The organism is Burkholderia sp. Ax-1720 (assembly GCF_011753035.1).
Lineage (GTDB): Bacteria > Pseudomonadota > Gammaproteobacteria > Burkholderiales > Burkholderiaceae > Burkholderia > Burkholderia gladioli.
This window is the reverse complement of the sequence record NZ_VWWK01000195.1, coordinates 1-12,260: the sequence shown is the minus strand read 5'-3', so window position 1 is coordinate 12,260 and position 12,260 is coordinate 1. Positions and strand designations below refer to the sequence as shown.

The window sequence follows — 12,260 nt, the reverse complement described above, 5'->3', positions numbered from 1 at the left end:
CGGTCACCAACCTGGTGGGCGGCCTGACCGGCGGCCTGGCGGGCGGCGCGCAGGGTTCGATCGGCTCGAACGGCGCGGCCGCCGGCGTGACCGGCACCGTGTCGGGCGCGGTGGGCACGGTCGCCAACGCGACCGGCTCCGTGACCGGCGCCGTGTCGGGCGCGGCCAACGGCGTGACGGGTTCGCTGTCCGGTTCGAGCACCGCCTCCGGCGGCACCTCGGCGGGCCTGCTTTCGCCGGTGACCAACCTGCTCGGCGGCCTGCTCGGCGGCGGCAAGAAGTAAGGCGGCAAAACCGGCGGCGGGAACATCCGCCGCCGGCATCCAGGCCGCGCGCCGTGGCGGCAGGAATCGATACACGGCGGCAGGCAGCAACAAGCAACACGCAACAAGCAGCGGAAATACGGCGGCCGGGCACCTATACTCCAACAGCCCGGCCGACCGATCACAAGATGTCATCACACGAGGAATGACATGAACTCGACCATCGATAGTCTCTCCGACGTCGGGGCCCGGCCACCCCGTTCCGCCACCCCCTTCACGGTCGGCCTGGCCGGCATCGCCGCGGCGCTGGCCGTGCTGTGGTTCTCGCGCGACGGCAGCCTGCTGAGCGGCGCCGGCCGCGGCTTCGCGGCCTGCTTCGCGATCATCGTGGTGGTGGCCAGCTACGAGCTGTTCGTGGCGCGCGCCTACCTGCGCCCCAGCGCCGGCCTCGCCGCCGAGGCGGTACGCCCGATGAGCTTCGCGCGCGTGGCGATGCGGCTGGCCGGACTCGGCTCGATCTACGCCGGCATCGCCTTCATCTACTGGCTGCTGCCCGAATACCACGGCGACTTCTACAAGCCGTTCTGGAGCCTCTGCGCGATGCTCGCGCCGTACTTCGCGGTCGGCGCGCCGCTCTACTTCGCCTGGATGGACGCGCGCCAGCGCGAGGTCGACGACGCCTACCTGTGCTGGGCGCGCTTCGTGTTCCGCGGGCAGAAGCCGGAAAGCTGGTCGAGCGTGCGCGAGATGCTGGCGGGCTGGGGCGTGAAGGCCTTCTTCCTGCCGCTGATGTTCGTCTACGTGTCGAGCAACGCCGACCACCTGACCGCCTCGCTGACGGCCCTGCAGAGCGCGCCCTACTCGCTGGCGACCTTCCGCTTCCTGTACGAGCTGGCCTTCACCATGGACCTGCTGTTCGGCTCGGTCGGTTATCTCTGCACCTTCCGGATCCTCGACAGCCACGTGCGCACCGTCGAGCCCACCGCGCTCGGCTGGCTGGTCGCGCTGGTCTGCTACCAGCCGTTCTGGTCGCTGATCTCGGATCGCTATATCCGCTACGAGGGCACGCTGTTCTGGGACAACTGGCTGGCCGGCGTGCCGCTGATCCAGTGCCTGTGGGGCGCGGTGATCATCGCCCTGGTGCTCTGCTACGCGCTCTCGACGATCTCGTTCGGCCTGCGCTTCTCGAACCTGACCAACCGCGGCATCATCACCTCGGGTCCGTATCGCTTCACCAAGCACCCGGCCTACCTGACCAAGAACCTGTCGTACTGGATGATCTCGGTGCCCTTCGTCGGCGCGCTGGGCTGGCAGGTCGCGCTCGCGCACTGCGCGGCGCTGCTGGCCGTCAACGGCATCTACTTCATGCGGGCCAGGACCGAGGAACGCCACCTGATGCGCGATCCCGAGTATCGCGCCTACGCCGCGTGGATCGCGCAGCACGGCTTGTTCGCGAGAATCCGGCAGGTGTTCGGGCAGGGCTGAAGATCCGGGCGGGCCGCGCGCCTTGCCCGCTCGATCCCGCCCGCGCCCCGCTCGAGTCAGGCAGCCCGGCACGATGGAAGCGACGATCGCGGCGGCACCGCGCCAGGGCGGTCTTCGCGGTCGATCGCCCTCATCGGCAGACCGTCCAGCTTGCATCGACGCGTGGGCCGAAGCAGCCATTTCAATCAGGACTCGAAAAAAAACGCCCGCTCGTCCATCGAGCGGGCGTTTTGCCTTGACGAACCCTCAGCGCCTCAATGACGGTCGATCGAGAACCGCCCCGGGCCCGAGACGGCCAGCACCAGCAGGCCGCCCACGATGCTGATGTTCTTGTAGAAATTGATCAGGTTGACGTACTGTTCGGCGCCCGTCATGGTCCAGTAGTGATGGCCGACGAAGGCGGTGCCGAGCGTGTAGAGCGCCAGCAGCAGCGCCACCGGCCGCGTGTAGAAGCCGACCACGATCAGCAGCCCGGCCACCAGCTCCATCACCACCGCGATCACCGCCGCCAGCATCGGCGCGGGCACGCCGGTCGAGCCCATGTAGGCGACCGTGCCGGAGAAGCCCATCAGCTTCTGCCAGCCGAACATCACGAACAACACCATCATCAGCACGCGTGCCACCAGCAGCACGCCGTCCCTTTGCTTGTCGAGAGAGAGGTAACGCATGGTCGAGATCCTTGTGAAATATTGAAATCCTGAGATCGACGATGACCGGCACCACGCCGGCGGCCAGGACGCGCGAACCGCCGGGTGGCACGCGCGCTGGTTCATCATCGACTGATAAGTCGTGCAAATCAACAACGGGATGATGCGCGATCGGGCGGGTGCCGGCCGCGCGCCTCGCGGGACGCGCGGCCGGCACCGTCTAGGCGTCGCTCAGGCCCAGTCGGCCGTCACCTCGACGGGACGCAGGTCGAACACCAGCACCTCGGCATCCTGGCCATTCGCGAAGCTCAGCGCCTGCTCGGCCCGAATCCGCGCGCCGTCGCCCTCGCCGAGCCGGCGGCCGTTGAGCTCGACGCTGCCGCGGGCGACGTGCACGTAGGCAAAACGATCGGCCGGCAGCGTGATGCTGGCGCTTTCCTCGCCGTCGAACAGCCCGGCGTAGATCCGCGTGTCCTGGCGAATCGCCAGCGAGCCCTGCGCGCCGTCGGGCGAGACCACCAGGCGCAGCTTGCCGCGCTTCTCCCCGGCGGGGATGTTGGCCTGCTGGTAGCGCGGCTGCGCGCCCTTCTCCGCCGGGCCGACCCAGATCTGCAGGAAGTGCACCCGCTCGTCCTTCGAGTGGTTGAACTCGCTGTGCGCCACGCCGGTGCCGGCGCTCATCAGTTGCACGTCGCCGGGCACGATCACCGAGCCGGTGCCCATCGAGTCCTTGTGTTCGAGCGCGCCTTCCAGCACGTAGGACATGATCTCCATGTCGCGGTGCGGATGCGTGCCGAAACCACGGCCCGGGGCGACGCGATCGTCGTTGATCACCAGCAGGTCCGAGAAGCCGACCTGCTGCGGGTCGTAGTAGTTCGCGAACGAGAAGCTGTGGCGGGAGCTGAGCCAGCCATGTTCGGCACGGCCGCGGGCGTCTGCGTTTCTGACTTCGATCATGATGGGTTCTCCGGTGGATCGCGCCGCGCCACTGCGGTGCGGCGTCGATCGATGGGATGAATCTTAGGTCAACCATCCTGATAGATAAATCGCATGTGAGATAATCATCGTCCTGTTTTAGTGGACAATCGACCGGAAACCGCCCCTGCCATGCAACTCGACGACCTGCGCATCTTCCTCGCCACGGTGGACGCCGGCAGCTTCACCGGCGCCGCCGACAAGCTGCTGCTGTCGAAACAGTTCGTCAGCCGGCGCATGGCCGCGCTCGAGGCCGCGCTGCACGTGCGCCTGCTGAACCGCAACACGCGCAAGCTGGCCGTCACCGAATCGGGGCAGGCCTTCTACCTGCATGCGCAGCGCATCCTGGCCGAGGTCGCGCAGGCCGAGGAGGCGATGTCGGCGCGCCGCACCGAGCTGCACGGCTCGCTGAAGATCAGCGCGCCGATGTCGTTCGGCATGAGCCACCTGTCGCCGCTGCTGGCCGAATTCCTGGCCGCGCATCCGGCGGTGCGGCTCGAGGTGGAGTTGAGCGACCGCCGCGTCGACCTGATCGGCGAGGGTTTCGACCTGGCGCTGCGGATCGGGCAACTGGCCGATTCGACGCTGGTGGCGCGCACACTCGGCACGCTGCGCATGATCGCCTGCTGCAGCCCCGCCTATCGGCGATCGCATGGCGAGCCGGCCGCGCCGGCCGAGCTGCATCGCCATGCCTGCCTGCTCTATGGACAGGAGAGCCGCGACGGCTGGGAATTCGAAACGCCGGAAGGGCGGCGCGCCTATGCCGTGCAGGGGCCGCTGATCGCCAACAACGGCGACGTGGTGCGCGATGCGGCGATCGCCGGGCTCGGCGTCGCGCTGCTGCCGCAATTCATCGTCGGCCCGGCGATCGCGAACGGCACGCTGGTGACGATCCTCGCCGCGCATGCCACGCCGCCGCTGCGGCTCAGCGCGGTGTATCCGCAGCACCGGCAGGGATCGACGGCAATCCGCACCTTGTTCGCGTTCCTGGAGGAACGGCTGGTGGCCTCGCTCGAGGCCGCGCCCTCGGCGGCGTTACCGGCCAAGGCCAAGGCCACCGCCGGCGCCGCATCGACCAGGCGCAAACGCTGAAACATGCCGGCGAGGCAGGACGCGATCCGGCGCTTGCAACATCGGGCGAGCCTCTCTATAATTCGCGCCTCGCAGGCTCGTAGCTCAGTTGGTTAGAGCACCACCTTGACATGGTGGGGGTCGTTGGTTCGAATCCAATCGAGCCTACCAACGCATCCGACATGGACGGCAAGCGCCGCGCTCCAGGTGAACGCGGAACACGCTAGCCGTCCATTGTCTTTTCGGCGCTCCGCTCGTCACGGATCGCCATGGCAGCAGGCAGCAACCCAGGCAGTATCGCCGCGCATCACGCGGGGCACATAGGCTCGTAGCTCAGTTGGTTAGAGCACCACCTTGACATGGTGGGGGTCGTTGGTTCGAATCCAATCGAGCCTACCAACGCATCCGGCATGGACGGCAGGCGCCGCGTGTTCAAGCGAACATGCCCGCGCCTCCCGGCTGGCCACCCAGGCAGCACCGCCGCGCATCACGCAAGGCACCCAGGCTCGTAGCTCAGTTGGTTAGAGCACCACCTTGACATGGTGGGGGTCGTTGGTTCGAATCCAATCGAGCCTACCAACGCATCCGACATGGACGGCAAGCGCCGCGCTTCTCTCGAACGCGGGCCCGCTTGACCGTCCATCGTCATTTCAGCGCCGGCCCCGCACGCGGCCGTCGCCGCGCCGATTCCGCAGGCGCGCGCGAACTCATCTACACTTGCCGTTTTTCGACGCGCCGCCGCAGCGGCCGCCCTCGCACCACGCCGACCGCCCATCGCCCATGCCCGCGCCTTCCGATTCGTCCGGCCCTTCTCCCGCCGTCTCCCGCCCTTCCACCTTCCAGCGCTTCTGGAGCGCGCGCGTGCTGTCGTCGATCTCGTTCCAGATGCTCTCGGTGGCGATCGGCTGGCACATCTACACGCTGACCCAGAGCGCCTACGCGCTGGGCCTGGTCGGGCTCGCGCAGTTCCTGCCGATGTTCGTGCTGACCCTGGTGGCCGGCCATGTCGCCGACCGCTACGACCGGCGCCGCGTGGTGGCCGTCTGCCAGTCGCTGCTGGCGCTCGCCTCGGCGGTATTCCTGGCCGGCACGCTCGGCGGCTGGCTCAACGCGCCGGCGATCTACGCGCTGGCGGCCTGCCTGGGCGCCGCGCGCGCCTTCGAGAACCCCACCGTGGCCTCGCTGCTGCCGGCCGTGGTACCGCGCGCCGAGCTGCCGCGCGCCACCGCGCTGTCGACCTCGGCGACCCAGACCGCGCTGATCATCGGCCCGGCGGCCGGCGGCGTGCTGTATGGGCTGGGGCCGCAGGTGGTCTACCTGCTCGGGATCGTCTGCTTCGGCTGCGCGGCCTGCCTGATGGGCTCGCTCAAGCTGAGCAGCAAACCCGTTGCGCGCGCACCCGTCACGCTCGAATCGGTGTTCTCGGGCATCGCCTTCATCCGTCGCGAACCGGCCATCCTCGGCGCGCTCTCGCTCGACCTGTTCGCGGTGCTGTTCGGCGGCGCGGTCTCGCTGCTGCCGATCTATGCGCGCGACTTCCTGCACACCGGGCCCTGGGGGCTCGGGCTGCTGCGCTCGGCGCCGGCGATCGGCGCGCTGGCCGGCACGCTGTGGTTCGCGCGCTTCCCGATGCGCAAGCGCCCCGGCATGGCGATGTTCCTCGGCGTGATCGTGTTCGGCCTGGCCACCCTGGTGTTCGGCCTGTCGACCTGGCTACCGCTGTCGCTGCTGGCGCTGGCCACGCTCGGCGCGGCCGACGTGATCAGCGTGGTGGTGCGCTCCTCACTGGTGCAGTTGCGCACGCCCGACGAGATGCTGGGCCGCGTGAGCGCCGTCAATGCGCTGTTCATCGGCACCTCGAACCAGCTCGGCGAATTCGAATCGGGCATCACCGCGGGCTGGTGGGGCGCGCAGCCGGCGGTGCTGATCGGCGGCGCCTGCACCATCGCGGTGGCCCTGCTGTGGATGCGGCTGTTCCCCTCGCTGCGCACCATGCGCTCGCTCGAGGCCGAGCGCAAGTAGGCGCGCTCGGCAAGCCTCGCCGGCAGCGGTTGCCCCCGACGCCCGCCGCAGGCATCATCGCTCGACACGGCCGCCCGCCAGGGCGGCAACCCGCGCCCGCTCGCGCCGCCTCGCCATCGCGCCGCGGCTCACGACGCGCCTCGTCCCGATGATCGCCGCCCATGTCGATACGCGCCTTCCGCACCCTCGTCGCCATCGCCCGCCACGGCACCTTCGCGCGCGCCGGCGACGCGATCGGCCTCACGCAATCGGCCGTGAGCCTGCACGTGAAGGCGCTCGAAACCGAATTCAGCGTGCAGTTGTTCGATCGCTCGCGCCGGCAGCCCACGCTGACCGAGGCGGGCCGCATCGTGCTGGCCCAGGCCGAGCAGATCCTGGCGATGGTGGACGGCATCCCCGACGCGCTCAGCGACGAGAAGCAACTGGTCGGGCGGCTGCGCGTCGGCGCGATCCAGACCGCGTTGTCGGGGCCGATGCCCGATGCGCTGCTGTCGCTGCGGGTCGCGCATCCCTCGCTGCGCGTGCATGTCGCCGCGGGCCTGTCGCTGGCGCTGGCGCAGCGCGTCGCCGGCGGCGAACTCGACGCGGCCGTCACCACCCACCCGGTGCGCCCGCATCCTTCCGGGCTGGTCTGGCAGACGCTCTACGAGCACCGCTACTGGCTGGTCGCGCCGCCGCGCCACGAGGGCTGGAGCGTGCGCGAGCTGCTCGAGGCGCTGCCCTTCATCCGCTTCGACGCGCAGGCCTGGGCCGGCCGCGAGATCGCCGCCGAGCTGCGCCGGATGGGCATCAAAGTGCGCGAGGAGATGGTGCTCGACAGCACCGAGACCATCGTCCACATGGCCTCGCGCGGCCTGGGCGCCGGCGTGGTGGCGCTGCACGACTCGGTGCTGGCGCGGCTGCCGCCGGTGGTGCGCCTGCCCTTCGGGCAGCCGCAGTTGCGCAGCGCGGTGGTCCTGCTCGAACACCGCTCGCGCCCGGCGCAGCGTTTCGCGCAGGCGCTGGCCGCCGAGCTGATCGCCTCATCCATGAGGTTTTCTCATTGATCGCCCGAGAAATCACCATCATTTCTCGTGGTTGCGCGTGCTTAACTTGAGGGCATCCTCACTACCGCGCAAGCTGCCATGTCTTCGATCCTCCCTCGCCATCGCGGGCGTCGCGCCGTCTCGACCGGGGTTCCGGCATGAGCGGCGCGATCGTGCTCGCGCTGCTGCCGGTGGCGCTGCTGGTGGCGCTCGGCCACGCCCTCAAGCGCACCGGCTTCATCGCCGACGCGTTCTGGCCGCCGGCCGAGCGGCTCTGTTACTACGTACTGCTACCGGCCCTGTTCGCGCACGGCCTGGCCACCGCGCAGCTCGGCGCCCTGCCGATCCTGCCGCTGGCCGCCGCGCTGATCGGCGCCACGCTGGCCGCAGCCGTCGCGCTGCTGCTGATGCGCCGCTGGGTGAGGGTCGACGGCGCGGGCTTCACCTCGGTGTTCCAGGGCGCGGTGCGCTTCAACAACTACGTGGGCACCGCCGTGGCGGCCGGCCTGCTAGGGAGGCAAGGCATCGCGCTGTCGGCGGTCTGCGTGGCGGTGATCGTGCCCACCGTCAACCTGTTCTGCGTGCTGGTCTTCGCGCGTTACGGCCAGACGCGGCTCGGGCCGGCCGCGGCGCTGCGCCAGGTGCTGACCAACCCGCTGGTGGTGGGCTGCGCGATCGGCGGCGCGATGCAGGCCGGCGGCATCGCCGTGCCCGCCGCGATCGAGCCGGCGGTGCGCGCGCTCGGCGCCGCCTCGATGCCGCTCGGCCTGCTCTGCGTCGGCGCCGCGCTGCGCTTCGGCGCGACCCGCGCCTGGCTGCAGCCGATGCTGGTCGCCTCGCTCTTCAAGTTCCTCGCCATGCCGCTGCTGACCTTCGCGGCCGGCCGCGCGCTCGGGCTCGGCGAGGCCGTCATGACGGTCGCGCTGCTGTTCCAGGCCCTGCCGACCTCCTCCTCGTCCTACATCATGGCGCGCCAGCTCGGCGGCGACGCGCCGTTGATGGCCGGCATCACGGCCATGCAGACGCTGCTCGCGATGGTCGCCATGCCGGTCATGCTGGTCTCGCTGGCGAGCCTCGCGCACGGCGCCTGATGCGGCGCGAGCAAAGCTCGGCGGCGCGGTCGAAAACCCCGGCAAGCAAGGGGTTACCCTGACTTTTTCCGCCGGACGGGCGACACTGCGGGACTATCGAGCGAATCCGGCCGCCCTGTCCCATGAGCGGCCGCCGCTTTCGCCATGTCGTCCGCTCCAGGAGTGTCCATGACCGACCCAACGCGCGCAGCCGCCGACGAGGACGCGCGCCAGTTGTTCCGCCACGCGATGGCGCATCTCGGCGCCGCCGTCAACCTGATCACGACGGCGGGCCCGCACGGCCGCTGCGGCGTGACGGCGAGCGCGGTCTGCTCGGTCACCGACGCGCCGCCCACCCTGCTGATCTGCCTGAACCGTTCGAGCAGCACCCACGCCACGCTCACCGGCAACCGCTCGCTATGCGTGAACGTGCTGCCCGGCGAGCACGAGCCGCTGGCGCGTCATTTCGCAGGACTGACCAGGATGCCGATGGACGAGCGCTTCGGCCTGGCCGCCTGGGACGAAGGCCAGGACGGCGTGCCGGTGCTTCGCGACGCGCTGGCCAGCGTGCAGGGGACCATCGTGGAGATGAAGGAGGTGGGCTCGCACACGGTGGTGTTCGTCGAGGCCACGGCGATCCGCGTGCGCGGCGATACGGACGGGCTGATCTACTTCGGCCGCGCGTTTCATCGCGTGGGTGGGATGGTGGAGGCTTGAAGATGGCCGAGCGGCCAGGCCCATTCGGATAAGGATGAGGAGAATGGGCGCCGCTTCGATCTACAGGTCGAGAAAACTGCGGACAGCGAATCGAATCGCCTGCATTTCCTCGTCCGTGGCCCGCTCCCCGTCGCATGTGAAACCACGTGTCCTGAACGACAGATTGACGATCTGATCGACAAGTGCCACGCCGGGCCGAGCGAGGCTCGAGAGAGGTATTTCCGAATCCCAGCCCCGGATCGTCGAGGTAATGGGCAGACCGACTATACGTCCGGTCAACTCATTGATATCCAGGGCCGTCAGAACAACGACCGCTCGATATCCATCCTGTTCGTTACCTTTACTCGGCCCGATATACAAACGAATCACATCTCCCGCTTCCGGAATTCCATCAAGCATCGTGGCCCCCCTTCAGCGGCGCGCCGGATCGTCCGGACCACCAAACTCATCGCCCTGAGGCTCGCCAAACTCGACATGGGGGTGCGGGGCAAGCTTCGCCTCACGAAGTTGCTGTAGATACCGCTCGCGGGAAAAACGCTTGATTGCGCCATGCGCTCGTATTTGCAAATTGCCATCAACGACCTGCACATCGACCTCCTGCCCTTCGGTGAATTTCACTTCCTGTGCGACATTGGCCGGAATTCGAACCGCGAGACTATTACCCCAGCGCTTCAGCGTTTGAACAGCCATCACTCAATCCCCCTGGAAAAGCGAGACGGACCGAACATCGCACGACATGCTCTTGCACCTCGGCTCCTGGCTTTCATGATCCGTCGTTCGCACACGTATCAACACGTCGATACACGAAAAGTGTAGAAAACCGAGCAAGATGTGTCAACGTAGTTGATACGTCACGACACCTACTTGTGACATGTCAAATACAAAAGCAAATTCCCGGGTCCAGGAAAACTTGTCGCGATATCAGCGGCTCGACTCTGCCCCGAGCATCACCCGCTCCACCAACGGATGATGCTCGCCGCGCCGCGAACGGATCGCGTAGATCTCGTCCACCACCCCATCGGCCCGCCCGAGCCGGCGCAGGCCGCGCAACATGGCCGCGTCGCCGGCACCCGCCTCGCTCAGCGGAAACACCCCCAGCCCGCGCGCGCCGAACACCGCCAGCAAGGCGCTGTCCTCGAATTCGCCGGCGATACGCGGCCGGATCCCGCTCGCCTCGAAGCTGCGCTCCAGTTGCGCGCGCAAGGGTGAATGCGCGGTCGGCAGCAGCACCGGCAAGCTGGCGAGGCAATCGGGAAACCGCTCGCGCGCGGCCCGCGTGACGAGGCTGGCCGGCCCGTACCAATCCACCGCCGAAGCCACCAGCCGCTCGCTCGTCAAGCGCAGGGTGGGATGCGGCGGCGCCGGCTGGCTGGCCAGCACCAGGTCGAGCCGGTGCAGCGCCAGTTCGGCCAGCAGGTCGTCGAGCTCGCCCTCGTGGCAGCGCAGCCGCAGGGACGGCGTGTCGAGCGCGGGCTCCAGCACCGCGTGCGCGGCCAGCTTCGACACGCCATCGGTCAGCCCCACCGCGAGCCGCGCCAGCTCGCCGCTGGCCGCCGCGCGCACGTCGTCGGCGATATGCGCGCCGATCCGGAACATCTCGTCGGCGCGCGCGAAGGCCGCCTGGCCGGCCTCGGTCATGGTCACGCCGCGCCCGGCCGCTTTCAGCAGCGGATGGCCGAGCGCGCGCTCGAGCTCGCGCACCTGCGCGCTGATGGTCTGCACCGCCATGTCGAGCCGCTCGGCGGCGCGCGCGAAGCCGCCCTCCTTCACGACCACCCAGTAGTAGTACAAATGTCGAAAATTCAGCATGATGGCTCCAGCAGTCACGACGAACTTCGGAAAAACCGATGTTGAGATCAGTTTCGAGATGATTTTCCCGAAGCCGACGATCGCCGATCATAACAAGCCTCGACACCAGCCCACCAATGGATTCCGGAACCCGACCGCCATGGACCACCTGCTGACCCTCGCCGCCGACCCCGCCGTCTGGGCCGCCCTCGTGACGCTCGTCGCGATGGAGATCGTGCTCGGCATCGACAACCTGATCTTCATCTCGATCCTCAGCAACAAGCTGCCCGAGGCGCAGCGCGCACGCACCCAGCGCATCGGCATCGGCCTGGCGCTGTTCCTGCGGCTCGCGCTGCTGGGCACGGTGGCCTGGATCGCGCGGCTCACCCAGCCGGCCTTCACCCTGTTCGACCACGCCTTCTCCTGGCGCGACATGATCCTGATCTCGGGCGGCCTGTTCCTGGTCTGGAAGGCGACCAAGGAGATCCACCATCACGTGGCGCCGGGCGAGCAGGCCGGCGCGGCGGGCGGGGTGGCCGCCGCGATGCTGACGCCGGTCGCGGCGATCGGCCAGATCCTGGTGCTCGACATCGTGTTCTCGATCGACAGCATCGTGACCGCGATCGGCATGACCGAGCACGTCGCCATCATGTTCATCGCGGTGATCGCCGCCGTCACGGTGATGCTGGTCGCGGCCGGCCCGCTGTCGCGCTTCATCGACCGCAACCCGACCATCGTGATGCTGGCCCTGAGCTTCCTGGTGGTGATCGGCATGACGCTGATCGCCGAAGGCTTCGGCAGCCACGTGCCCAAGGGCTACATCTACGCGGCGATGGCCTTCTCGGCCTTCGTGGAGGGGATGAACATGCTGTCGCGTCGTGCCAGGGCGAAGCGCGGGCAGGCCGAAGGCGGGCACTGAGGCTCGAGCGGCCAGGGCGGCGCAGCCGGTCGCTGCGCCCACCGCGATCCGCTCGGCTCGACGCGTGCAACGCGCGAGCGGATCGACAGCAGGAAAGGGAAGAAGATGGAGACGGGCGGCGCGGAAACTCGACGACGACGCCCCGCGCCTCAGCGCTCGGCGGTCTGCAGGCCGCGCACGCGGCCGCGGCGCTGGGTGGCGAGCCGCTGCGTCTCGCGATGCGCGCCGGCTGCCTGCATCGCGCGCTCGATCGCGAGCGCCGCATGCGAGCCGGTCGA

At 68.7% G+C, this 12,260-nt stretch carries 12 protein-coding genes, 3 tRNA genes and 1 pseudogene; 11 read left to right on the top strand and 5 right to left on the bottom strand.

Translation table 11 applies throughout. The annotated features are described in order from the left end of the window. Positions 1-284, top strand: a pseudogene (locus F3J18_RS31810) (hypothetical protein); the annotation flags it as partial. A gap of 189 nt (positions 285-473) precedes the next feature. Beyond that, positions 474-1,748, top strand: a complete 1,275-nt coding sequence (locus F3J18_RS31805; protein ID WP_025102257.1) for an isoprenylcysteine carboxylmethyltransferase family protein — start codon at positions 474-476, stop codon at positions 1,746-1,748. Between the two features lie 254 nt (positions 1,749-2,002). Here F3J18_RS31805 and F3J18_RS31800 read toward each other — a convergent pair whose 3' ends face one another. Both F3J18_RS31800 and F3J18_RS31795 read right to left on the bottom strand, forming a co-directional pair. Then, on the bottom strand, positions 2,003-2,452 hold the full coding sequence (locus tag F3J18_RS31800) for a DoxX family protein (protein ID WP_096751584.1): 450 nt from the start codon (positions 2,450-2,452) through the stop codon (positions 2,003-2,005). A gap of 174 nt (positions 2,453-2,626) precedes the next feature. Beyond that, positions 2,627-3,352, bottom strand: coding sequence for a pirin family protein (locus F3J18_RS31795; RefSeq protein WP_025102256.1), 726 nt, complete (start codon positions 3,350-3,352; stop codon positions 2,627-2,629). Positions 3,353-3,502: 150 nt separating this feature from the next. Between F3J18_RS31795 and F3J18_RS31790 the strand changes: the two genes are divergently transcribed. From F3J18_RS31790 to F3J18_RS31755, 8 genes are all read left to right on the top strand, one after another. Continuing rightward, positions 3,503-4,462, top strand: coding sequence for a LysR family transcriptional regulator (locus tag F3J18_RS31790; protein WP_166916074.1), 960 nt, complete (start codon positions 3,503-3,505; stop codon positions 4,460-4,462). A gap of 73 nt (positions 4,463-4,535) precedes the next feature. Beyond that, positions 4,536-4,612 (top strand) — tRNA-Val (locus tag F3J18_RS31785). 151 nt (positions 4,613-4,763) lie between these two features. Further along, positions 4,764-4,840, top strand: a tRNA-Val gene (locus tag F3J18_RS31780). 103 nt (positions 4,841-4,943) lie between these two features. Continuing rightward, positions 4,944-5,020 (top strand) — tRNA-Val (locus F3J18_RS31775). Between the two features lie 201 nt (positions 5,021-5,221). Then, positions 5,222-6,463 carry an MFS transporter gene (locus F3J18_RS31770; RefSeq protein WP_025102003.1) on the top strand — a complete coding sequence of 414 codons (1,242 nt, stop codon included), beginning with the start codon at positions 5,222-5,224 and terminating at the stop codon, positions 6,461-6,463. A gap of 161 nt (positions 6,464-6,624) precedes the next feature. Further along, the gene (locus F3J18_RS31765) at positions 6,625-7,509 is read left to right on the top strand and encodes a LysR family transcriptional regulator (RefSeq protein ID WP_025102002.1); all 885 of its coding nucleotides are present in this window, start codon (positions 6,625-6,627) and stop codon (positions 7,507-7,509) included. 137 nt (positions 7,510-7,646) lie between these two features. After that, entirely contained in the window at positions 7,647-8,579 is a 933-nt protein-coding gene (locus F3J18_RS31760; protein WP_126241539.1) for an AEC family transporter, read from the top strand. Positions 8,580-8,747: 168 nt separating this feature from the next. Then, a complete protein-coding gene (locus F3J18_RS31755; protein WP_036036752.1) occupies positions 8,748-9,275 on the top strand; it encodes a flavin reductase in 528 nt (175 codons plus the stop codon). 60 nt (positions 9,276-9,335) lie between these two features. Here F3J18_RS31755 and F3J18_RS31750 read toward each other — a convergent pair whose 3' ends face one another. The 3 genes from F3J18_RS31750 to F3J18_RS31740 all read right to left on the bottom strand — a co-directional run bounded on the left by F3J18_RS31750 (position 9,336) and on the right by F3J18_RS31740 (position 11,084). Next, on the bottom strand, positions 9,336-9,674 hold the full coding sequence (locus tag F3J18_RS31750) for a type II toxin-antitoxin system PemK/MazF family toxin (RefSeq protein WP_166916072.1): 339 nt from the start codon (positions 9,672-9,674) through the stop codon (positions 9,336-9,338). 12 nt (positions 9,675-9,686) lie between these two features. Continuing rightward, positions 9,687-9,965: an AbrB/MazE/SpoVT family DNA-binding domain-containing protein gene (locus F3J18_RS31745; protein WP_080757479.1), complete on the bottom strand. Its 279-nt coding sequence runs from the start codon at positions 9,963-9,965 to the stop codon at positions 9,687-9,689. A gap of 231 nt (positions 9,966-10,196) precedes the next feature. Next, a complete protein-coding gene (locus tag F3J18_RS31740; protein WP_105826844.1) occupies positions 10,197-11,084 on the bottom strand; it encodes a LysR family transcriptional regulator in 888 nt (295 codons plus the stop codon). A gap of 139 nt (positions 11,085-11,223) precedes the next feature. On the opposite strand from F3J18_RS31740, the gene F3J18_RS31735 reads away from it, so the two are divergent. Next, positions 11,224-11,982 (top strand): TerC family protein, encoded by a 759-nt coding sequence (locus F3J18_RS31735; RefSeq protein WP_166916070.1) that lies wholly within the window; start codon positions 11,224-11,226, stop codon positions 11,980-11,982. The last annotated feature ends 278 nt before the right edge of the window (positions 11,983-12,260 follow it).

Coding starts and splice junctions, on each gene's coding strand:
- F3J18_RS31755 (WP_036036752.1), top strand. CDS start 8,748: ATGACCGACCCAACGCGCGCAGCCGCCGACGAGGACGCGCGCCAGTTG.
- F3J18_RS31740 (WP_105826844.1), bottom strand. CDS start 11,084: ATGCTGAATTTTCGACATTTGTACTACTACTGGGTGGTCGTGAAGGAG.
- F3J18_RS31795 (WP_025102256.1), bottom strand. CDS start 3,352: ATGATCGAAGTCAGAAACGCAGACGCCCGCGGCCGTGCCGAACATGGC.
- F3J18_RS31805 (WP_025102257.1), top strand. CDS start 474: ATGAACTCGACCATCGATAGTCTCTCCGACGTCGGGGCCCGGCCACCC.
- F3J18_RS31760 (WP_126241539.1), top strand. CDS start 7,647: ATGAGCGGCGCGATCGTGCTCGCGCTGCTGCCGGTGGCGCTGCTGGTG.
- F3J18_RS31745 (WP_080757479.1), bottom strand. CDS start 9,965: ATGGCTGTTCAAACGCTGAAGCGCTGGGGTAATAGTCTCGCGGTTCGA.
- F3J18_RS31770 (WP_025102003.1), top strand. CDS start 5,222: ATGCCCGCGCCTTCCGATTCGTCCGGCCCTTCTCCCGCCGTCTCCCGC.
- F3J18_RS31790 (WP_166916074.1), top strand. CDS start 3,503: ATGCAACTCGACGACCTGCGCATCTTCCTCGCCACGGTGGACGCCGGC.
- F3J18_RS31735 (WP_166916070.1), top strand. CDS start 11,224: ATGGACCACCTGCTGACCCTCGCCGCCGACCCCGCCGTCTGGGCCGCC.
- F3J18_RS31765 (WP_025102002.1), top strand. CDS start 6,625: ATGTCGATACGCGCCTTCCGCACCCTCGTCGCCATCGCCCGCCACGGC.
- F3J18_RS31750 (WP_166916072.1), bottom strand. CDS start 9,674: ATGCTTGATGGAATTCCGGAAGCGGGAGATGTGATTCGTTTGTATATC.